Source organism: Escherichia sp. 20412-1, assembly GCF_003027595.1.
Lineage (GTDB): Bacteria > Pseudomonadota > Gammaproteobacteria > Enterobacterales > Enterobacteriaceae > Escherichia > Escherichia marmotae.
Map to the genome: position 1 here is coordinate 53,298 of NZ_PYQM01000010.1, position 20,686 is coordinate 73,983.

Below are 20,686 nucleotides of genomic sequence, written 5' to 3' on the forward strand. Positions count from 1 at the left end.
ATTCCGTTGCGAAGACCTGGCATATATTTTGCCTCAACCGCAAAATCGATAATGCGATCGATGCGCCATTTACCACACATTTATTATGGTTATCATTGTCATGATACTGCGGCGGGGCGCTAAAACGAAGGGGAAGGAGCATTAGTGTAATTAATTAAAGCAAGATAATACGTATGTTTGATCAATTTTCGAGGCGATAACCAGCCATAAAAAAGCGCAAAGTAGAACAGGAATTATTCTCACGAAAGAAATCCATTACCATCTCTTTATCCAGCCCATAACGCCGCGTCAGAATGCCTGCTTCCCAGGCGCTAAGCTGACGATCGCCGGTCTTTTCATACATCCGGTGCGAGTAGCCTAATACAAAACCGCGTTTATAATCGGCGCAGAATTTCGTCACATTAACCGCACTGTCGGCATGTGTTGCTTTTAATCCCGCCATTAAGCCTTTACCAAAATGGTTATTCATAATTTATCTCCAATCGCTATATACAAATCTATATAGCGATATTTTAGGCAAAGTACGACTTTTACGCACGCTATTTTTTCCTGTATGTGAAAGACGTTATCCAGTAAGAGATAAACGCATCAAGAGAGATATTTGTCGAACCATTTCAGCGTTCTTTGCCAGGCAAGATCGGCGGCAGATTTGTCATAACGGGGAGTGGAATCATTATGGAATCCGTGATTAACCCCCGGATAAATATACGCCTCATAGACCTTATTATTCGCTTTCAACGCTGCCTCATAAGCGGGCCAGCCTTCGTTAATTCGCATGTCCAGTTCGGCGTAGTGGAGCAGTAAAGGCGCTTCAATTTTCGCCACATCGGCGGCCAGAGCCTGGCGACCATAAAACGGCACCGCGCAGGCCAGTTCCGGATATGCCACCGCTGCCGCGTTCGATACCCCACCGCCATAGCAAAATCCGGTTATACCTACCTTGCCAGTGGCTTGCGGATAGCGTTGCATAAACTCAATCGCGGCAAAGAAGTCATTCATCAGTTTGGTTGGATCGACCTGCTGTTGCAGCTCGCGGCCTTTGTCATCGTTCCCGGGATAGCCGCCAACGGAACTTAAACCGTCAGGAGCGAGGGCAATATATCCTGCCTTCGCCACTCGCCGCGCCACATCTTCGATATACGGATTCAGCCCGCGATTCTCATGCACCACCACTACGGCTGGCGTTTTGCTGTTCATCTTCGCAGGTTTCACCAGATAGCCGCGCACCTCACCATGACCATTTGGCGAAGGATACGTGATGTACTCCGCAACAATATCCGGATCGGTAAACTCCACCTGGGTCGCCCATGCATAATTTGGCCTGAGCAAATCAAACAATGCTAATGCCGTCATCCCGCCCACTGCATACTTCGCCGCAATATTGAGGAACTCACGTTTCGATATTTTCCCGTGAGCGTAATAGTCGTAGTAGTCCAGCAACTCTTGTGGGAAATCTTTAGCGGTCAGACGCGGCATCGTTTCACTCCTCAACTGGTGTTTTTTTAAGCAAAGCATAAGCACGTGTTTTTGCCCAGTTTTTCGTCACACTGTGAGCGATGCTACGGGATCTCCCCTGGCAAATCGCTAGACTAGAAACATCGTTTCGAAATTGAACAGTGGAAAGGAGATGTCATGGTCTGGTTAGCGAATCCCGAGCGTTACGAGCAGATGCAGTACCGCTATTGCGGAAAAAGCGGTTTACGCCTGCCCGCGTTATCGCTCGGTTTGTGGCACAATTTTGGTCACGTCAACGCGCTGGAGTCACAGCGTGCGATCCTGCGTAAAGCCTTTGATTTGGGCATTACGCACTTTGATTTAGCCAACAACTACGGCCCGCCTCCTGGCAGTGCGGAAGAGAACTTTGGCCGTCTGCTGCGGGAAGATTTTGCCGCTTATCGTGACGAGTTAATCATCTCCACCAAAGCTGGCTACGATATGTGGCCCGGCCCGTATGGCTCTGGCGGGTCGCGTAAATACCTGCTCGCTAGCCTCGACCAAAGCCTGAAACGTATGGGGCTGGAGTATGTCGATATCTTTTACTCTCATCGCGTCGATGAAAATACGCCGATGGAAGAAACCGCGTCGGCGCTGGCCCATGCGGTGCAAAGTGGTAAGGCTCTGTATGTAGGGATATCGTCTTACTCGCCAGAGCGAACGCAAAAAATGGTCGAGTTGCTACACGAGTGGAAAATTCCGCTGCTAATTCACCAACCTTCGTACAATTTACTGAACCGCTGGGTGGATAAAAGCGGTCTGCTGGATACCCTGGAAAATAACGGTGTGGGCTGCATTGCCTTCACTCCGCTCGCCCAGGGATTGTTAACCGGAAAATATCTCAACGGTATTCCTGAAGATTCTCGGATGCATCGTGAAGGGCACAAAGTTCGCGGCCTGACGCCGAAAATGCTTACCAACGCCAACCTCAACAGTCTGCGTTTATTAAATGAAATGGCACAGCAGCGTGGTCAATCTATGGCTCAAATGGCATTAAGCTGGTTGCTGAAAGATGATCGAGTGACGTCGGTATTGATTGGTGCCAGCCGTCCGGAGCAACTGGAGGAGAACGTACAGGCGCTAAATAATCTGCTGTTTAGTGCCGAAGAACTGGCGCAGATTGACCAACATATCGCTGATGGCGAGCTAAATCTGTGGCAGGCGTCTTCCGATAAATAACGTGTTAATACCGGGCGCGAGAACCGCGCCCGAATAAGATCAGTGATTATGACGGGTGAGTCGGTCAAGATAGCCCATCACAAATGCAGAGAGCACAAACGTCAGATGGATAATGACGTACCACATCAGTTTGTTATCCGGGACATTTTTCGCATCCATAAAGACGCGCAGTAAGTGAATGGAAGAGATTGCCACAATCGACGCCGCCACTTTATTTTTCAGCGACGTAGCATCCATTTTCCCCAGCCAGTTCAGCTTCTCTTTGTTCTCGGAGATATCTAACTGCGAGACAAAATTCTCATAACCGGAAAACATTACCATCACCAGCAAACCGCCAACCAGCGTCATATCTACCAGCGACAGTAACACGAGGATCAAATCAGATTCCGCTATCGAGAAGATATTCGGCAATACATGAATAATCTCCTGAAAGAACTTCAGCGCCAGGGCAACCAGCGCCAGCGAAAGGCCAAAGTACACGGGGGCAAGCAGCCAGCGAGCAGCATACATTGCATTTTCAAGAAAACGTTCCATACATTCCTGTCGTGTAGTTAAAACGGGCAACAGTATATCGTAATTGAGTAAACAGCACGCAACAGCAAATCAACATATACGTTAATCCTTTGTCGCATAAATCCGACGTTTAGGGATCTTCCTGGTTACCTTATTAACCAGGAAGCGATTCCATTGTTGCCGAAAGGCTCCGGTATCATAACCACTTCGTCAATCCAGGCGTATCAGCCAAGCCCACACTTGCTGGATTATGGCTGCAACGAAAGCGGCGATTCTTAACTACAGCCGTGGTCTGGCGAAACAGGTCGCGGAGAAAGGGCTACGTCACTGCGGAAGTGCACGGCGTGTGCGGCGGTGAGCATTTAGGCTGAAAAAATGCCCGGTTGTGAGAAGCGACCGGGCATCATTGTGCTTTTAACTCTTGCCTGATGCGGCGAAAACACCTCATCAGGCCTGCAAACTCATGAAAATTCAAAACGTTGCAATAGATTTTGTAGGCCTGATAAGCGCAGCGCATCAGGCAATTCTGCGTTACTTCGCTTTGGCAGTTTCTTCGCCAACCAGACCTATCTTCAGGTAACCCGCCTGATGCAGCGTATCCATTACCTTCATCAACGTCTCGTAATCGACGGTTTTGTCCGCGCGGAAGAAGATGGTGGTATCTTTCTTACCTTCGGTTAACGCATTCAGTGCCGTAACCATCGTTTCATCGGTGACAGGATCGTTACCGATGAACATCGAGTTATCCGCCTTCACCGACAGATAAACCGGTTTTTCCGGGCGCGGCTGCGGCGTGCTGGTAGAAGCAGGCAAGTTCACCTTCACATCTACCGTCGCTAACGGTGCCGCCACCATAAAGATAATCAGCAGAACCAACATCACGTCGATAAACGGCGTCACGTTGATGTCGTGCATTTCGCCGTTATCGTCGAGGTTTTCGTTAAGATGCATTGCCATCGGACATTATCCTGCGCGTAATTTTTGTGCGACACGAACCGGATGCGCAGCGGCGCTGGCTTCCAGATCCAGATCACGGCTTTGCAGCAACAGCACCTGCGCTGCGACATCACCCAGCATCGCTTTAAAGCCGCCAATCTGACGTGCGAATACGTTATAGATAACAACCGCCGGAATTGCTGCCACCAGACCGATTGCCGTTGCCAGCAGCGCTTCTGCGATGCCCGGTGCAACAACTGCCAGGTTGGTAGTCTGCGTTTGCGCAATACCGATAAAGCTGTTCATGATGCCCCAGACTGTACCAAACAGCCCCACAAACGGCGAAATCGCGCCGATGGTTGCAAGGTAGCCGTTACCGCGCCCCATTTGACGCCCCACTGCGGCGACCCGACGTTCAAGACGGAAACTGGTGCGCTCTTTAATACCGTCGTTATCGTCGCTGCCTTCTGACAGTTCCAGCTCGTTCTGCGCTTCATTGAGCAAATGCAGACTTAAGCTTTTGCTACCAAAATCAGCGGCGATATCGTTGGCCTGGTTTAAGGAGCGAGCTTCAGCCAGCAGTTGCTGTTCACGCTTCAGGCGACGCTTCTGGTTGAAGAACTCAACGCTCTTGCTGAAGAAGATTGCCCAAGTGACTACGGAGGCCAGAATCAGCCCAATCATCACGCACTTAACGACAATATCGGCGTGCTGATACATACCCCAGACGGAAAGATCCGTCTGCATTAAATTATTACCCACTGTGTATCTCCAGGACGCAAGTCACAAAATCTGCGCACAATAATATCAAAACGACGTCGAATTGATAGTAGTTCTCATTACTATTTGCATACTGCCGTACCTTTGCTTTCTTTTCTTTGCGTTTACGCAGTAAAAAAGTCACCAGCACGCCATTTGCGAAAATTTTCTGCTTTATGCCAATTCTTCAGGATGCGCCCACTATTATTCATGCTAGTTTAGACATCCAGACGTATAAAAACAGGAATCCCAACATGGCAAACAAACAACTTGATACTCAACTGGTCAATGCAGGACGCAGCAAAAAATATACCCTTGGCGCGGTAAATAGCGTGATTCAGCGCGCCTCTTCGCTGGTCTTTGATAGTGTGGAAGCAAAAAAACACGCGACGCGTAATCGTGCCAATGGTGAATTATTCTATGGCCGCCGCGGAACGTTAACGCACTTCTCATTGCAAGAAGCGATGTGTGAACTGGAAGGTGGCGCAGGCTGCGTGCTGTTTCCTTGCGGGGCGGCAGCCGTTGCCAATTCCATTCTCGCGTTTGTCGAACAAGGCGATCATGTGTTGATGACCAACACAGCCTACGAACCGAGTCAGGATTTTTGTAGCAAAATCCTCAGCAAATTGGGCGTAACGACATCGTGGTTTGATCCGCTGATTGGCGCGAATATCGTTAAACATCTGCGGCCAAATACCAAAGTGGTATTTCTGGAATCGCCAGGTTCCATCACTATGGAAGTGCATGATGTTCCGGCGATTGTCGCCGCCGTGCGCAGCGTGGTGCCAGATGCCATCATTATGATTGATAACACCTGGGCTGCCGGTGTGCTGTTCAAAGCCCTTGATTTTGGTATCGATATTTCCATTCAGGCCGCCACCAAATATCTTGTGGGTCACTCAGATGCGATGATCGGCACCGCGGTGTGCAATGCCCGTTGTTGGGAGCAACTGCGGGAGAACTCTTATCTGATGGGGCAGATGGTCGATGCCGATACCGCCTATATGACCAGCCGTGGCTTGCGCACTTTAGGCGTGCGTCTGCGTCAGCATCATGAAAGCAGTCTGAAAGTTGCGGAATGGCTGGCAGCGCATCCGCTGGTTGAGCGGGTTAACCACCCTGCTCTGCCGGAAAGTAAAGGCCATGAGTTCTGGAAACGAGACTTTACAGGTAGCAGCGGACTATTTTCCTTTGTGCTGAAGAAAAAACTCAACGACGAAGAACTGGCGAACTATCTGGATAACTTCAGTTTATTTAGCATGGCCTACTCGTGGGGCGGCTATGAATCGTTGATCCTTGCGAATCAGCCGGAACATATCGCAGCCATCCGCCCACAAGGAAAGATTGATTTCAGCGGCACGTTGATTCGCCTGCATATTGGTCTGGAAAACGTCGACGATCTGATTGCCGATCTGGACGCGGGCTTTGCACGAATTGTGTAACATTGCCAAATTTGGACAATTTTGCAGACATTTAATTGTGATTAGTCTTAAATTGTTGCGTCCGGGATCAAGGCGTCCCGGACGATTCAGGAGTACAATAGGCAAATAAAGGCTTAAACGCTGTTCCACAGGAAAGTCCATGGCTGTTATTCAAGACATTATCGCTGCGCTCTGGCAACACGACTTTGCCGCGCTGGCGGACCCTCATATTGTTAGCGTTGTTTACTTTGTCATGTTTGCCACGCTGTTTTTAGAAAACGGCCTGTTGCCCGCCTCGTTTTTGCCAGGCGACAGCTTGTTAATACTGGCTGGCGCACTGATTGCCCAGGGGGTTATGGATTTTCTGCCAACAATCGCGATTCTGACTGCCGCAGCCAGTCTGGGCTGCTGGTTAAGTTATATTCAGGGACGTTGGTTAGGTAATACCAAAACGGTGAAAGGCTGGCTGGCGCAGCTTCCGGCTAAATATCATCAACGCGCCACCTGTATGTTTGACCGCCACGGTTTGCTGGCTCTGCTGGCTGGGCGTTTTCTCGCATTTGTCCGCACGCTGCTGCCAACAATGGCGGGGATTTCCGGTCTGCCAAACCGTCGCTTCCAGTTTTTCAACTGGCTAAGTGGACTGCTGTGGGTCAGCGTGGTGACCAGTTTTGGTTACGCCTTAAGCATGATCCCGTTCGTTAAACGCCATGAAGATCAAGTGATGACGTTTCTGATGATCCTGCCAATTGCCCTGTTAACCGCAGGCCTGTTAGGCACGCTGTTTGTGGTAATTAAAAAAAAATACGGTAACGCCTGACATTTTCCTCTGTTCCCGGCAGCAATGCCGGGAACGCATTTAACTCCCCTGCATCGCCCGCATTCTTGCTGCATCTTCACCCGGCGTCACACCGAAGTAACGTTTAAATTCGCGGCTGAACTGTGATGCACTTTCATAACCTACACGCATCGCTGCCGCACTGGCTTTCATGCCATCGTGGATGATCATCATTCGCGCCTTATGCAGCCGGTAGTTCTTCAAATACTGCAAAGGCGAGGTGCTGGTGACAGATTTAAAATTATGATGGAAGGCAGAAACACTCATATTGGCTTCTGCCGCGAGTTGCTCGACGCTTAGATTTTCGGTGTATTTATTCTCAATACGTTTCAGCACGCGGCTAATCAGACTGAAATGCGTCTGGCGACTGACCAGCGCCAGTAATGCTCCGCCGCAAGGTCCGGTCAGCACGTAGTAAAGAATTTCGCGGATGATCTGCTTGCCGAGAATGCGCGCATCCAGCGGTCGCTCCATCACATCCAGTAACCGCTCCGCCGCACATAAAATCTCTTCTGACAGCGTGGCGGAGTTTATGCCGCTGGCTGCCATCGACGGTTGAAAATGTTCATCCTCGCCAATGTCCATCAACAGTTCCTGTAACTGCAAAATATCAACATTGAGACGTAAGCCCGCTAATGGCACCTCCGGCGTAGCGTAAGTTTCGCACTCAAAGGGTAATGGCACCGTCAGTAGCAGATATTCATTGGCATCATAACGAAACACTCGTTCATTGATATAACCGATTTTATGCCCGGAAAAGAGAATTATGATGCCTGGCTCGTACATTACCGGCGTACGTGCCCCGGGATTCTCGCCAAACAGCAAGCGCACATCAGGCAACAGTTCTGACAAACTATTTTCTTTATTTTTCAGATTATTAATTTTATCCGTCAGCAGTCGGCAAATCTCTTCACGTTTCATATCGTGTAATTTCTTAGGATTAATGCGGCAATTTGATTGTGCGCAATTTTGTACTATTTCTCCAGCACTCTGGAGAAATAGGCAAGACATTGGCAGAAATGAGCATTGAGAGCCACGGCGCTGGCGACCACAATGACAAACATCAGGCAGACTGATCTCTGCCCTCATATTGGCCCAGCAAAGAGAGCAAGTAATGAACAACTTTAATCTGCATACCCCAACCCGCATTCTGTTTGGTAAAGGCGCTATCGCCGGTTTACGCGAGCAAATCCCTCACGATGCCCGCATATTGATTACTTACGGCGGCGGTAGCGTTAAAAAAACCGGCGTTCTGGATCAAGTACTGGATTCCCTGAAAGGCATGGACGTGCTGGAGTTTGGCGGTATCGAACCAAACCCGACTTATGAAACGCTGATGAACGCCGTGAAACTGGTTCGCGAACAGAAAGTGACTTTCCTGCTGGCGGTTGGTGGCGGTTCCGTACTGGACGGCACCAAGTTTATCGCCGCAGCAGCAAATTATCCTGAGAATGTCGATCCGTGGCACATCCTGCAAACGGGTGGTAAAGAGATTAAAAGTGCCATCCCAATGGGCTGCGTGCTGACGCTGCCAGCGACCGGTTCAGAATCCAACGCAGGTGCGGTGATCTCTCGCAAAACCACCGGTGACAAACAGGCGTTTCATTCTGCCCACGTTCAGCCGGTATTTGCCGTGCTCGATCCGGTTTATACCTACACCCTGCCGCCGCGCCAGGTGGCTAATGGCGTAGTGGACGCCTTTGTACACACCGTAGAACAGTATGTTACCAAACCGGTTGATGCCAAAATTCAGGATCGCTTCGCAGAAGGTATTTTGCTGACGCTTCTCGAAGATGGCCCGAAAGCCCTGAAAGAGCCAGAAAACTACGATGTGCGCGCGAACGTCATGTGGGCAGCGACTCAGGCACTGAACGGTTTGATTGGCGCGGGCGTACCGCAGGACTGGGCAACGCATATGCTGGGCCACGAACTGACTGCTATGCACGGCCTGGATCACGCGCAAACGCTGGCTATCGTCCTGCCTGCGCTATGGAATGAAAAACGCGACACCAAGCGCGCGAAACTGCTGCAATACGCTGAACGTGTCTGGAACATCACCGAAGGTTCCGATGACGAGCGTATTGACGCCGCAATTGCCGCTACCCGCAACTTCTTCGAGCAATTAGGCGTGCCGACGCGCCTGTCCGACTACGGTCTGGACGGCAGTTCTATCCCGGCATTACTGAAGAAGCTGGAAGAACACGGCATGACCCAACTGGGCGAAAATCATGATATTACGCTGGATGTCAGCCGTCGCATTTACGAAGCAGCCCGTTAAGCTTTTTCCTCCTCACACTTTCGTTTTTGGGTATTTCGTCCAGACTTAAGTTCACAACACCTCACCGGAGCCTGCTCCGGTGAGTTCATATAAGGAGGAACATATGACTAATCCAACCGTTATTAAGCTACAGGATGGCAATGTCATGCCCCAGTTGGGACTGGGCGTCTGGCAAGCAAGTAATGAGGAGGTAATCACCGCGATTCAAAAAGCCCTGGAAGTGGGATATCGCTCGATTGATACCGCCGCGGCCTATAAAAACGAAGAAGGCGTCGGCAAGGCACTGAAAAATGCCGCACTTGCCAGAGAAGAGTTGTTCATCACTACCAAACTGTGGAACGACGACCACAAGCGTCCCCGTGAAGCCCTGCTGGACAGCCTGAAAAAACTCCAGCTTGATTATATCGATCTCTACTTAATGCACTGGCCCGTTCCCGCTATCGACCATTATGTCGAAGCATGGAAGGGAATGATCGAGCTGCAAAAAGAGGGGTTAATCAAAAGCATCGGCGTCTGTAACTTCCAGATCCACCATTTGCAACGTCTGATTGATGAAACTGGCGTGCCCCCCGTGATTAATCAGATCGAACTTCATCCGCTGATGCAGCAACGCCAGCTTCACGCCTGGAACGCTACGCACAAAATTCAGACCGAATCCTGGAGCCCGTTAGCGCAAGGCGGAAAAGGTGTCTTTGACCAGAAAATCATTCGCGATCTGGCGGATAAATACGGCAAAACTCCAGCACAGATTGTCATCCGCTGGCATCTGGATAACGGCCTGGTGGTGATCCCAAAATCAGTCACACCTTCACGCATTGCCGAAAACTTTAATGTCTGGGATTTCCGTCTCGACAAAGACGAACTTGGTGAAATCGCGAAACTCGATCAAGGTAAACGCCTCGGTCCCGATCCCGACCAGTTCGGCGGCTAACGCACAAATTCTCCCGGTGGCGGTAATGCTCCGCTACCGGACTTTTCAGAAATCATTTATTCCCCTCGCCTCCCGCCCGTTGTTACTCTCCTCCGTTCAGAAATGCCACATTTAAGGACATCATCATGCGGAGCTGGAAGCTCTTAAAGCAACAAAGCATCTACAATATGGATAAACGCGACGGTGAGGTAAAAAACAGATGAGACAAATACTTCTTCTGTTTTTGGCTGTTTTTGCAAGCTTCACGACTCAGGCACAATCACCATCGCTAACCGCTGAACAAACAGTTCGCCTGATTTATCAAAACTATAAATCGGATGCCAGTGCGCCTTATTTCGGTGCAACAGGAGAGCAGGCAATAACATCTGAACGCATACAAAAGGTGCTAACCCTGAATGATAATCTCACTCTACCGGGCAATATTGGCTGGCTGGATTACGATCCGATTTGTGACTGTCAGGATTTTGGCGATCTGGTGTTAGAAAGCGTAGCGATTACCCAAATAGACGCCGACCACGCGGATGCCGTTGTGCGCTTTCGTGCCTTCAAAGACGATAAAGAAAAGACCACACAAACGCTGAAAATGGTGGCCGAAAATGATCGTTGGGTCATTGACGATATTGCCAGCAATCATGGTAGCGTCTGGCAGGCAGTTAATAGCGAGAATGAAAAAATCCTGGCAACGCTGGCATCGCTGCAAAAAGAACAGCCAGAAGCTTTTGTCAGTGAACTATTTGAGCATATTGCCGATTATAGCTGGCCCTGGACGTGGGTTGTTTCCGACACTTATCGTCAGGCCGTTAATGCCTTCTATAAAACTACCTTCAAAACTGACAGCAACCCCGATGAAGATATGCAAATCGAGCGGCAATTTATTTACGATAATCCGATCTGTTTTGGCGAAGAAACGCTATTTTCTCGCATTAATGAAATCCGTGTACTGGAGAAAACCGCTGATTCCGCCCGCATCCATGTTCGTATTGCGCTGACCAATGGCAACAGCGAAGAGCAGGATTTGGTTTTACAGCGGCGCGAAGGGCTGTGGGAAATTGCAGATTTCATCCGTCCGAATAGCGGAAGTTTGCTTAAACAGATTGAAGCGAAGACTGCGGCCAGATTAAAGCAGTGAGTTGAATAGGAATAATAAATAAAAGGGAACACTATATGAAAACGATTTTCACCGTGGGAGCTGTTGTTCTGGCGACCAGCTTACTAAGTGGCTGCGTCAATGAACAAAAGGTCAGTCAACTGGCGGGTAATGTACAAACATTAAATGCCAAAATCGCCCGACTTGAGCAGGATATAAAAGCATTACGCCCGCAGATCTACGCCGCCAAATCCGAAGCTAACAGAGCCAATACACGCCTTGATGCGCAAGACTATTTTGATTGCCTGCGCTGCTTGCGTATGTATGCGGAATGATAAAAATATCCCCGGTAGCAATTCTGCTACCGGGGATAATTAACTTAACGACCAACAGCCACTTTTGGGCGTTTCTTCGCCCCTGCATTCACCGGGCGAGATTGCGCGGGTGGCGCTTTCTTTGCTCCGGCAGGTGTCTGGCGCTGGGTCGCCATTGGCGTATGTTTGGTCAACGCCGGACGGGTATTGCGGTTCTGGCGACGGGCCTCGCGCATCTCTTCAATGGTTGGCGCAGGCACTAAGCAATCGCGACGACTGCCAATCAGATGCTTTTTACCCATCGCTTCCAGCGCCTGGCGGATTAACGGCCAGTTTGCCGGATCGTGGTAACGCAATAACGCTTTATGCAAACGTCGCTGCTTGTCGCCCTTCGGTACGAAGACGTCTTCGCTCTTATAACCAATCTTCGCCAGCGGGTTTTTGCCGGTGTAATACATGGTGGTCGAGTTAGCCAACGGCGACGGATAGAAGTTCTGCACCTGGTCGAGACGGAAGCGGTGTTTTTTCAGCCACAGCGCCAGGTTCACCATATCTTCATCACGCGTACCGGGGTGTGCGGAGATGAAATACGGGATCAGATACTGCTCTTTGCCTGCCTGTTTCGAGTAGGTGTCGAACAGCTCTTTAAAGCGGTCATAGCTACCCATGCCCGGCTTCATCATCTTCGACAGTGGCCCTTCTTCGGTATGTTCCGGCGCAATCTTCAGATAACCACCGACGTGATGGGTCGCCAGCTCTTTGATGTAGCGCGGATCTTCTACGGCGATGTCATAGCGCACGCCGGAGGCGATCAGGATCTTTTTAATGCCTTTCAGATCGCGGGCACGGCGATAGAGATTGATCGTCGGCTCGTGGTTAGTGTCCATATGCGGACAAATATCCGGATACACACACGACAAGCGGCGGCAGGTCTGCTCGGCGCGTGGCGATTTGCAGCGCAACATATACATGTTGGCCGTTGGCCCGCCGAGATCGGAAATCACGCCCGTAAAGCCCGGAACGGTATCGCGGATCGCTTCAATCTCATTAATGATCGAGTCTTCCGAACGGCTCTGAATAATGCGCCCTTCATGCTCGGTAATAGAACAGAAAGAACAGCCGCCAAAGCAGCCACGCATAATATTGACCGAGAAACGGATCATTTCGTAAGCCGGAATACGGGCATTACCGTAAGCCGGATGCGGCACGCGCTTGTACGGCAACGCAAAGACGCTGTCCATCTCTTCGGTAGAAAGCGGAATGGCTGGCGGGTTGATCCACACATAGCGGTCGCCATGTTTTTGCATCAGCGCACGAGCGCAGCCTGGGTTGGTTTCGTGGTGCAGAATACGCGAAGCATGTGCGTACAGCACTTTATCGCCCTTCACTTTCTCGAATGAAGGCAACAACACGTAGGTTTTTTCCCACGGTTTCGGACGCGGCGGCTGCACAGTAACGGCTTTCGCTTCCTGTTTTTTCGGTGTCACCGGTTTGTTATCCGCGCACGGCAAATCTTCGCCATACGGATGCGGGATCGGGTCAATTTTCCCGGGAGTGTCGAGACGAGTAGAATCCACGCCACTCCAGCCAGGTAGCGCTTCTTTCACGATAATCGCGGTATTACGTACATCGCGGATTTCACTAATCGGCTCGCCCATCGCCAGACGATGCGCCACTTCCACCAGCGGACGCTCACCGTTACCGAACATCAGCATGTCGGCTTTGGAATCTACCAGCACCGAACGGCGCACGGTGTCAGACCAGTAATCATAATGCGCGGTACGACGCAGGCTGGCCTCGATACCACCGAGGATCACCGGTACATCTTTCCATGCTTCTTTACAACGCTGGGTATAAACCAGTGTCGCGCGATCCGGACGCTTACCCGCGACATTATCCGGGGTGTAGGCATCGTCATGACGTAAACGACGATCGGCAGTGTAACGGTTGATCATCGAGTCCATGTTGCCTGCAGTCACGCCGAAAAACAGATTCGGTTTGCCCAGACGCATAAAATCATCTTTGCTGCTCCAGTCCGGCTGGGCGATGATCCCGACACGAAAGCCTTGCGCTTCCAGCATACGACCGCAAATCGCCATCCCGAAGCTCGGGTGATCAACATACGCGTCGCCAGTAACCAAAATGATGTCGCAGCTATCCCAGCCAAGTTGATCCATCTCTTCACGAGACATCGGCAAAAACGGTGCCGGTCCAAAACAGGCGGCCCAGTACTGCGGCCAGGAGAACAGGTCGCGATCCGGTTGGATCAGGGAGATAGAGCTCATTTTGCTTCCAGAAATGGTAAAAAAATAATCAAAGGCCGGGGATTATAAGCCGGAACGAAAGAGAAATCGAAAGGTATTCCATACTCGCCCTTCTCGGGCGAGTATGGAGATTAAGGCACCGGATTAACCAACAGTTGCCCGATGGAACCGCGATCCGCCATTTCCAGCGTCTGGCTATTAAAGTAGAACGGGAAGTGCGCCCAGGAAGGCTGACCGAAATAGACAAGCAGTTCCACTTGCCCATCAACCCAGACAGTGTCTTTCCAGCCTCTGTCTTCCGGGAATGGCATCGCGCCGTTCACGTTACGGATCTGGAACATCACGCCTTCAATATGGAATGATTGCGGCTCATCTGCCCGCACCGTCCAGCGTTCCCACGTACCTTGCTGCGCGGTGACATCAATACGATTGACGTCCCACAACTGCCCGTTGATGCCAGGATCGTCACCCAGGCTAATATCACGGCTGCGAATCGGAGAGCCGGCCATTATTTCGGTCGGTAACAAACGCATCGGCAGGCTGTCTGTCACCAGCGGCAGAAGACCGGTCGGGCGCAGCGTCAGCACCAGCGTGGAAACCAGAATGCTGGATGGCTCAAAGAAGCCACGAATACGATCAACAATGCTCGCCGCTTCACCACAGGTGATCGACACTTCATCACCGTTGCTCATATCCACCAGAATCTCACGACGCTCGCCCGGTGCCAGCGAAAGCTGTTTCACCGACACGGGTGCAGGCAGGAACCCCTGGTCGCCAGAAATCACGTGCAACGGACGTCCGTCACTCATCTGTAATTGATAACGACGGGAGTTCGACGCGTTCAATAAACGCAGGCGCACCCAACCGCGCGAAACTTCAACATACGGGCTTTGTACGCCATTGACCAGTAGCGTATCGCCAACAAAACCGCCGCTTCCCGGCTCGTTGTATTCCGGCGTGCCAAAGTTATCCAGCCGTTTATCCTGGATAATGACCGGAAAATCATCCACTCCATAATGATTAGGGATTGGCTGCGACTTGCTGACTTCATCTTCCACCAGCCACATCCCGGCAAGGCCGTTATAAACCTGCTGTGCCGTGCGGTTCGGTGTGTTGGCGTGATACCACAGGGTCGCGGCGCTCTGACGAATTGGCAGTACAGGTGCCCAGTCAGCATTTGGCGACATCATGCGTGCAGGCCCCCCCATCAGCGGGCCTGGCACCTGTAGCCCGGCGACTGTCATTGAGACATTTTCTGTCAGTCGGTTGCTGTAAATCAGCTTAACATCATCGCCCTTCCAGACGCGGATAGTCGGCCCAAGGTAGCGACCATTGATACCCCAAACCGACGCGCGCGTTCCTGGCGTAAATGACCAGTGCGCACGTTGTACTGTCATAAACAGCGGTTGCCCACGGCGAGATTCAAGCAGCGGCGGAACGGGCAGCGGTTGCTGTTGCCCGGCTGCGCTTGCCTTCAGGGGGACTGCTCCTGCACACAGTGCAATCCCCGATGCCTGAATGAACTGACGCCGACTGAGTGACATATTTGCTCCATGTAAAACTGGCTAAAGTAATACCGTGCAGGAAAACATTCCCGCAAAAACAGACTGCCGACTTAAACTTTTCCGGCGGCTTCGCGCTCTGCGACTTCTTTATCGAGCTCGGCTATTTTTTGTTCCATTATCGAACGACAATGGGCAGCCAGCTCGCGAACCTGATCTTTACCATATTGACTGACGTCAATTGGCGGCAGCATTTCTACGATCACTAAACCATTATTCAGTCGGTTAAGATTAATCTTATTCGAAGTTGTGGAAACACACACGGGAATAATGGGGACGCCTGCCGCAATCGCCGCATGAAATGCCCCTGTTTTAAACGGCAGCAGGCCACGACCACGGCTGCGCGTTCCTTCCGGGAACATCCAGATGGAAATACGGCGTTTTTTGAAGTGATTCACCACTTCCGCGATAGTGCCGTGCGCTTTAGTACGATTGTTTCTGTCGATCAATAAGTTGCCAGTTAACCAGTACAACTGACCAAAAAAGGGGATCCACAGCAAACTCTTTTTACCCACAGTGACTGTCGGTGGCTGCACGATATTCGATGCCGTCACCATGTCATAGTTGTTCTGGTGGTTAGCGATATAGATAGCATTACCATAACTTTCAGCATCAGCGGGTTTGCGACACTCAACTTTAAGGCCGAACAGCGGCGCAAGACGACCAAACATATGCCCAAAGGTGGCCACATGCTTCGGATTTCTCGGGCTGAACAGACAGTAAATGGAGCCGAAAACACAGACTAACAAGCTGTAAATCACGGTAATAATAAGACGAAAGATATATAGCATAACACCCTCTGAAGATCTGAGAGACTGGCATTGTACGTCACCTGAAATCAGGTTAGGGCATTGTTAAAAGCCGCTCTCTGGAAAAGCGTATTGTTAATCGCAACGCATGAATAAACAACGGTTTCAAGGGAATTTTTATCGTTTCCTAGGGCTGATTACGCTGCCGGATGACGACTTAACGTTCCATCCGGCAGTCCTTGCAAACGGGAGAAAGCCCCCTCCGGCATATTACTCTTCGCTATCGCTGCTGCTGGCGCGGAGAGGCGAATCAATCTCGACACGGTCGATACGCTGCAAACCACGCATCAAGGTGCCGCGACGGCCACGCTCACCGGTAACTTTCAGCAATTCTTCCGGGCGCAGTTTGATTTTGCGTTTCCCGACATGAATGGTCAGGGTACTTTGCGGCGGCAGTACATACAGGTGTGCCAAACCATCCTCGCCCCGCGCGGCTTCTGCCGACGGAATGTTGATGATCTTGTTGCCTTTACCCTTCGACAGTTGCGGAAGCTCGCTTACCGGGAACATCAACATGCGGCCTGCCTGAGTAATTGCCAGCAACATATCAGAAGCATCTTCAATGACTACCGGCGGCATGACATGCGCATTTTCCGGTAAAGTGATCAATGCTTTACCTGCACGATTACGCGCCACCAGATCGTTAAAGGTGCAGACAAAACCGTAACCCGCATCGGAAGCCATCAACAGTTTCTGATCGTCGCTTTCCATCAGCATATGGTCAACGGTAGCACCTGGCGGCAACGTCAGTTTGCCAGTAAGCGGTTCGCCCTGACCACGCGCCGACGGCAGCGTAATTGGGTCGATGGCATAGCTGCGTCCGGTAGAATCAACAAACACCACTGGCTGGTTGCTCTTGCCTTTCACCGCAGCTTTAAAGCTGTCACCCGCTTTGTAGTTCAAACCTGGGGCGTCAATGTCGTGGCCTTTAGCGCTACGCACCCAGCCCATCTGCGACAGCACGATGGTAACGGGTTCAGACGGCAGCATGTCGTGCTCACTCATTGCTTTCGCTTCTTCGCGTTCCTGCAACGGTGAACGGCGATCGTCACCATATGCTTGCGCATCGGCCTGCAACTCTTTCTTCAGCAGATTATTCATCTTGCGCTCGGAAGCCAGAATGCTCTGCAACTGGTCACGCTCTTTTTCCAGCTCGTTCTGCTCACCGCGAATCTTCATCTCTTCCAGTTTGGCGAGATGACGCAGTTTCAATTCGAGGATCGCTTCCGCCTGGGTTTCCGTGAGGCCAAAACGCGACATCAGCGCCGGTTTCGGTTCATCTTCATTACGAATGATCTCAATCACTTCGTCGATATTGAGAAACGCCACCAGCAAACCTTCCAGGATATGCAGGCGCTTGAGGACTTTCTCCAGACGATAGTTCAAACGGCGGCGCACGGTATCGCGACGGAATACCAGCCATTCGGAGAGGATTTCCAGCAGGTTTTTCACCGCCGGACGCCCATCCAGACCAATCATATTAAGGTTAATGCGATAGCTCTTTTCCAGATCGGTGGTGGCGAAGAGGTGATTCATCACCTGATCCATATCCACGCGATTAGAGCGCGGCACAATCACCAGACGGGTCGGGTTCTCGTGGTCGGATTCATCGCGTAGATCGTCAACCATTGGCAGCTTTTTGTTACGCATTTGCGCAGCAATTTGCTCCAGTACGCGCGCACCAGAAACCTGATGCGGTAAGGCACTGATGACCACCGCGCCATCTTCTTTCTTCCACACTGCGCGCATACGCACAGAACCACGACCATTTTCGTAGATTTTGCGGATCTCCGCCCGGGAGGTGATGATTTCCGCTTCGGTCGGGTAATCCGGCCCCTGCACAATATCCAGTAACTGATCGAGCGTGGTTTTCGGCTGGTCGATTAAGGCGATTGCTGCCTGTGCGACTTCGCGCAGGTTATGTGGCGGAATGTCCGTTGCCATCCCGACAGCAATACCGGTGGTGCCGTTAAGCAAAATATTCGGCAGGCGGGCAGGCAGCATTTTCGGCTCCTGCAAGGTGCCGTCGAAATTTGGCACCCAATCCGCCGTCCCTTGCCCCAGCTCGCTCAATAACAGCTCGGAATATTTCGACAGACGGGATTCGGTGTAACGCATTGCCGCGAACGATTTCGGATCGTCCGGCGCGCCCCAGTTCCCCTGACCATCAACCAGCGGATAACGGTAAGAAAACGGCTGCGCCATCAGAACCATCGCTTCATAGCAGGCGCTGTCGCCGTGCGGATGGTACTTACCCAGTACGTCACCGACGGTACGGGCCGACTTTTTAAATTTGGCGGTAGCATTCAGACCCAGCTCAGACATCGCATACACAATGCGGCGCTGAACGGGTTTCAGACCATCACCAATAAACGGCAACGCACGATCCATGATGACGTACATGGAGTAGTTTAAGTAGGCGTTTTCCGTAAATTCATGTAGCGCAAGGCGCTCTGCCATATCGCTCATTAATTCTGATTCCTCAACTTATTCGCCAGCCTTCAAAGGGGCAATATTGCCGGAGATACTACATTATCTGTCGCGTCGAGTCACAGGAGATCAGCGTGAATAGCGCCGCCAGACGTGCTCCGACGGCGATAAAGGCATCAATGTGCCTTGATATACAACTCTTTGCTGTAGACATAATCCTGGGGATTATGCAGCGGGAAACCGCCAACGTAAGGTTTAAGCAATTTGATCAGCGGCTGATAGTAGATGGGAATGAGCGGTGCCTGCTGATTAATGATCATCTCTGCCTGCTGATACAACGCATTACGCTTTGTCGCGTCAGTGGTCTGCGCCGCCTGATTTAGCAACGCGTCATACTGCGCATTTTTCCAGTGACCGACATTCTCTTCACTATCGCTTTTGAGCGTGTTCAGGAAAGTGGAAGCATCATTGTACGTCGCATCCCACGACTGCCGCGATAGCATGAAATCACCGGCTCGCCGGGTATCAAGATAGGTTTTCCACTCCATCGTGCGCAGCGTCACCTGTGCACCAAGCCATTTTTTCCATTCGGAAGACAACGCAATTGCCGTTTTTTCATGCAAATCATACTTGTTGTAGAACAGTTCAAAGCGTAGCGGATGAGATGCATCGTACCCCGCTTGTTTGAGCAAGGCTTTTGCCGTCGCCACGCGCTCACTCATCGGCTTTTGCAGTTCATCAAACGTCGTCGCGTTAAAGCCTTCTACCTCTGGCGGCGTCAACGTGGTTGCAGGCGTTCGCAACCCGAGTATCTTTTGCGCAATCAACGGCCTGTCGACCGTCAGATATAGCGCCCGCCGGACACGAACATCGTCAAACGGTGGTTTCTGGATATTGAAATTATAATATTCACTGTTCAGACGCGGGATAATTTGCAACTCACCAGGCAGTGATTTTTCAATAGCAGGAATTTGTTGTGCCGGAACCCAGGTGAGATCGACTTCACCCGCACGATAGCGGTTATAGCCGGTGACTGAATTATCCAGTGCCAGATACTCAACCTGCTGCAATACCGTATGTTGTGCATCGCGGTACTTTGGATTTTTGCGTGCGGTAATCTTTTCGTTAACCACCCATTTATCAAGCACAAAAGCACCGTTGTAAACCATATGCTCTGGCTTACTCCAGCTATCGCCATACTTCGCAATCATATGATGCGGAACCGGAAACAGCGTCGGCCAGGCTAGCATTGTCGTAAACCACGGTACGGGCTGCTCAAGCGTGACTTCAAAAGTGCGGTCATCCGTCGCTTTCACGCCTAACGATGAGACATCCGATTTTCCCGCCGCGATAGCCGCTGCATTTTTAATATGCGCCTGCGCCAGATAGCCAGCAAAAGGGCTTGCCGTTTTGGGGTCAACCGCGTGCTGCCAGCCGAGGACAAAATCCTGCGCTGTCAGAGGCTGACCATCAGACCACTGTAAGCCGTTGCGTAAATGGAAAATATAGCGTTTGCCGCCATCTGACACTTCCCAGGATTCAGCCTGGGCAGGTTGCACTTTACCTTCGCCGTCCATCCATACCAGACCTTCAAACAGATCCAGCACAATCTGCGCGGCGGTATTCTCCTCAACCTTTTGCGGGTCAAGCGTGCCGGGGTCGCTATGATTGTTGTAACGAAAGAGCTGTTGCGGGGCGAGCGGTGTGTTGGCGGGAACGTCAGCAGCATAGAGAGGAGCCGCACTTACCAGGCTGACCAGCCATAATAAATTTCGCGTATACATGGTATTCCTTACCGGAGAAATTATAAGCCTGACAACAATACGCCAGTGGCATTGTTAGCTCAAACTTATCGCGAGTGATTTGGCTCA

General features: G+C 51.1%; 18 protein-coding genes and 1 pseudogene. 8 read left to right on the plus strand and 11 right to left on the minus strand.

From position 1 onward, the window contains the following. Positions 1 to 181: 181 nt before the first annotated feature. Positions 182 to 469, minus strand: coding sequence for a DUF2623 family protein YghW (gene yghW, locus C7B16_RS09545; protein WP_001059136.1), 288 nt, complete (start codon positions 467 to 469; stop codon positions 182 to 184). A gap of 119 nt (positions 470 to 588) precedes the next feature. After that, complete coding sequence (yghX, locus tag C7B16_RS09550; protein ID WP_143192593.1) at positions 589 to 1,476, minus strand: YghX family hydrolase; 888 nt, start codon at positions 1,474 to 1,476, stop codon at positions 589 to 591. A 156-nt stretch (positions 1,477 to 1,632) separates the two neighbouring features. Between yghX and gpr the strand changes: the two genes are divergently transcribed. Beyond that, positions 1,633 to 2,673 carry an L-glyceraldehyde 3-phosphate reductase gene (gpr, locus tag C7B16_RS09555; protein WP_000262134.1) on the plus strand — a complete coding sequence of 347 codons (1,041 nt, stop codon included), beginning with the start codon at positions 1,633 to 1,635 and terminating at the stop codon, positions 2,671 to 2,673. Positions 2,674 to 2,712: 39 nt separating this feature from the next. Here gpr and C7B16_RS09560 read toward each other — a convergent pair whose 3' ends face one another. Further along, the gene (locus C7B16_RS09560; RefSeq protein ID WP_107179603.1) at positions 2,713 to 3,207 is read right to left on the minus strand and encodes a TIGR00645 family protein; all 495 of its coding nucleotides are present in this window, start codon (positions 3,205 to 3,207) and stop codon (positions 2,713 to 2,715) included. A 126-nt stretch (positions 3,208 to 3,333) separates the two neighbouring features. Here C7B16_RS09560 and C7B16_RS09565 point away from each other — a divergent pair. Further along, positions 3,334 to 3,511, plus strand: a pseudogene (locus C7B16_RS09565) (SDR family oxidoreductase); the annotation flags it as partial. 206 nt (positions 3,512 to 3,717) lie between these two features. Here C7B16_RS09565 and exbD read toward each other — a convergent pair. Together exbD and exbB are read right to left on the minus strand one after the other, a co-directional pair. Beyond that, positions 3,718 to 4,143 carry a TonB system transport protein ExbD gene (gene exbD, locus C7B16_RS09570; RefSeq protein ID WP_001240714.1) on the minus strand — a complete coding sequence of 142 codons (426 nt, stop codon included), beginning with the start codon at positions 4,141 to 4,143 and terminating at the stop codon, positions 3,718 to 3,720. A gap of 6 nt (positions 4,144 to 4,149) precedes the next feature. Then, the gene (gene exbB / locus C7B16_RS09575; protein WP_000527841.1) at positions 4,150 to 4,884 is read right to left on the minus strand and encodes a tol-pal system-associated acyl-CoA thioesterase; all 735 of its coding nucleotides are present in this window, start codon (positions 4,882 to 4,884) and stop codon (positions 4,150 to 4,152) included. 251 nt (positions 4,885 to 5,135) lie between these two features. Between exbB and metC the strand changes: the two genes are divergently transcribed. Together metC and yghB are read left to right on the plus strand one after the other, a co-directional pair. Further along, positions 5,136 to 6,323 carry a cystathionine beta-lyase gene (metC, locus tag C7B16_RS09585; protein WP_016262554.1) on the plus strand — a complete coding sequence of 396 codons (1,188 nt, stop codon included), beginning with the start codon at positions 5,136 to 5,138 and terminating at the stop codon, positions 6,321 to 6,323. Between the two features lie 139 nt (positions 6,324 to 6,462). Then, the gene (yghB, locus tag C7B16_RS09590; RefSeq protein WP_000268420.1) at positions 6,463 to 7,122 is read left to right on the plus strand and encodes a DedA family general envelope maintenance protein YghB; all 660 of its coding nucleotides are present in this window, start codon (positions 6,463 to 6,465) and stop codon (positions 7,120 to 7,122) included. A 39-nt stretch (positions 7,123 to 7,161) separates the two neighbouring features. On the opposite strand, the gene yqhC is transcribed toward yghB, so the two are convergent. Beyond that, a complete protein-coding gene (gene yqhC / locus C7B16_RS09595; RefSeq protein ID WP_016249216.1) occupies positions 7,162 to 8,061 on the minus strand; it encodes a DNA-binding transcriptional regulator YqhC in 900 nt (299 codons plus the stop codon). A 193-nt stretch (positions 8,062 to 8,254) separates the two neighbouring features. Here yqhC and yqhD point away from each other — a divergent pair, with 193 nt between their 5' ends. The 4 genes from yqhD (at position 8,255) to yqhH (ending at position 11,771) form a co-directional block, all read left to right on the plus strand. Continuing rightward, positions 8,255 to 9,418, plus strand: coding sequence for an alcohol dehydrogenase (gene yqhD, locus C7B16_RS09600; protein ID WP_001058791.1), 1,164 nt, complete (start codon positions 8,255 to 8,257; stop codon positions 9,416 to 9,418). A 103-nt stretch (positions 9,419 to 9,521) separates the two neighbouring features. Further along, positions 9,522 to 10,349 (plus strand): 2,5-didehydrogluconate reductase DkgA, encoded by an 828-nt coding sequence (gene dkgA / locus C7B16_RS09605; RefSeq protein WP_000184343.1) that lies wholly within the window; start codon positions 9,522 to 9,524, stop codon positions 10,347 to 10,349. A 199-nt stretch (positions 10,350 to 10,548) separates the two neighbouring features. Beyond that, the gene (locus tag C7B16_RS09610; RefSeq protein ID WP_001248952.1) at positions 10,549 to 11,478 is read left to right on the plus strand and encodes a YbjP/YqhG family protein; all 930 of its coding nucleotides are present in this window, start codon (positions 10,549 to 10,551) and stop codon (positions 11,476 to 11,478) included. Positions 11,479 to 11,513: 35 nt separating this feature from the next. Then, on the plus strand, positions 11,514 to 11,771 hold the full coding sequence (yqhH, locus tag C7B16_RS09615; protein ID WP_001517105.1) for a lipoprotein YqhH: 258 nt from the start codon (positions 11,514 to 11,516) through the stop codon (positions 11,769 to 11,771). A 44-nt stretch (positions 11,772 to 11,815) separates the two neighbouring features. Here yqhH and C7B16_RS09620 read toward each other — a convergent pair whose 3' ends face one another. The 5 genes from C7B16_RS09620 to C7B16_RS09640 form a co-directional block, all read right to left on the minus strand. Continuing rightward, entirely contained in the window at positions 11,816 to 14,035 is a 2,220-nt protein-coding gene (locus C7B16_RS09620; RefSeq protein ID WP_016249218.1) for a YgiQ family radical SAM protein, read from the minus strand. 110 nt (positions 14,036 to 14,145) lie between these two features. Then, a complete protein-coding gene (ftsP, locus tag C7B16_RS09625; RefSeq protein WP_107179604.1) occupies positions 14,146 to 15,558 on the minus strand; it encodes a cell division protein FtsP in 1,413 nt (470 codons plus the stop codon). Positions 15,559 to 15,629: 71 nt separating this feature from the next. Beyond that, on the minus strand, positions 15,630 to 16,367 hold the full coding sequence (plsC, locus tag C7B16_RS09630; protein ID WP_000965727.1) for a 1-acylglycerol-3-phosphate O-acyltransferase: 738 nt from the start codon (positions 16,365 to 16,367) through the stop codon (positions 15,630 to 15,632). Between the two features lie 228 nt (positions 16,368 to 16,595). After that, complete coding sequence (parC, locus tag C7B16_RS09635; protein ID WP_001281917.1) at positions 16,596 to 18,854, minus strand: DNA topoisomerase IV subunit A; 2,259 nt, start codon at positions 18,852 to 18,854, stop codon at positions 16,596 to 16,598. Between the two features lie 137 nt (positions 18,855 to 18,991). Further along, complete coding sequence (locus C7B16_RS09640; RefSeq protein ID WP_107179605.1) at positions 18,992 to 20,599, minus strand: ABC transporter substrate-binding protein; 1,608 nt, start codon at positions 20,597 to 20,599, stop codon at positions 18,992 to 18,994. Positions 20,600 to 20,686 lie beyond the last annotated feature (87 nt).

Bases quoted from the DNA above. Each gene is read 5' to 3' on its own strand.
- yghW (WP_001059136.1), bottom strand. From the start codon at position 469: ATGAATAACCATTTTGGTAAAGGCTTAATGGCGGGATTAAAAGCAACA.
- yghX (WP_143192593.1), bottom strand. From the start codon at position 1,476: ATGCCGCGTCTGACCGCTAAAGATTTCCCACAAGAGTTGCTGGACTAC.
- gpr (WP_000262134.1), top strand. From the start codon at position 1,633: ATGGTCTGGTTAGCGAATCCCGAGCGTTACGAGCAGATGCAGTACCGC.
- C7B16_RS09560 (WP_107179603.1), bottom strand. From the start codon at position 3,207: ATGGAACGTTTTCTTGAAAATGCAATGTATGCTGCTCGCTGGCTGCTT.
- exbD (WP_001240714.1), bottom strand. From the start codon at position 4,143: ATGGCAATGCATCTTAACGAAAACCTCGACGATAACGGCGAAATGCAC.
- metC (WP_016262554.1), top strand. From the start codon at position 5,136: ATGGCAAACAAACAACTTGATACTCAACTGGTCAATGCAGGACGCAGC.
- yghB (WP_000268420.1), top strand. From the start codon at position 6,463: ATGGCTGTTATTCAAGACATTATCGCTGCGCTCTGGCAACACGACTTT.
- yqhC (WP_016249216.1), bottom strand. From the start codon at position 8,061: ATGAAACGTGAAGAGATTTGCCGACTGCTGACGGATAAAATTAATAAT.
- yqhD (WP_001058791.1), top strand. From the start codon at position 8,255: ATGAACAACTTTAATCTGCATACCCCAACCCGCATTCTGTTTGGTAAA.
- dkgA (WP_000184343.1), top strand. From the start codon at position 9,522: ATGACTAATCCAACCGTTATTAAGCTACAGGATGGCAATGTCATGCCC.
- C7B16_RS09610 (WP_001248952.1), top strand. From the start codon at position 10,549: ATGAGACAAATACTTCTTCTGTTTTTGGCTGTTTTTGCAAGCTTCACG.
- yqhH (WP_001517105.1), top strand. From the start codon at position 11,514: ATGAAAACGATTTTCACCGTGGGAGCTGTTGTTCTGGCGACCAGCTTA.
- C7B16_RS09620 (WP_016249218.1), bottom strand. From the start codon at position 14,035: ATGAGCTCTATCTCCCTGATCCAACCGGATCGCGACCTGTTCTCCTGG.
- ftsP (WP_107179604.1), bottom strand. From the start codon at position 15,558: ATGTCACTCAGTCGGCGTCAGTTCATTCAGGCATCGGGGATTGCACTG.
- plsC (WP_000965727.1), bottom strand. From the start codon at position 16,367: ATGCTATATATCTTTCGTCTTATTATTACCGTGATTTACAGCTTGTTA.
- parC (WP_001281917.1), bottom strand. From the start codon at position 18,854: ATGAGCGATATGGCAGAGCGCCTTGCGCTACATGAATTTACGGAAAAC.
- C7B16_RS09640 (WP_107179605.1), bottom strand. From the start codon at position 20,599: ATGTATACGCGAAATTTATTATGGCTGGTCAGCCTGGTAAGTGCGGCT.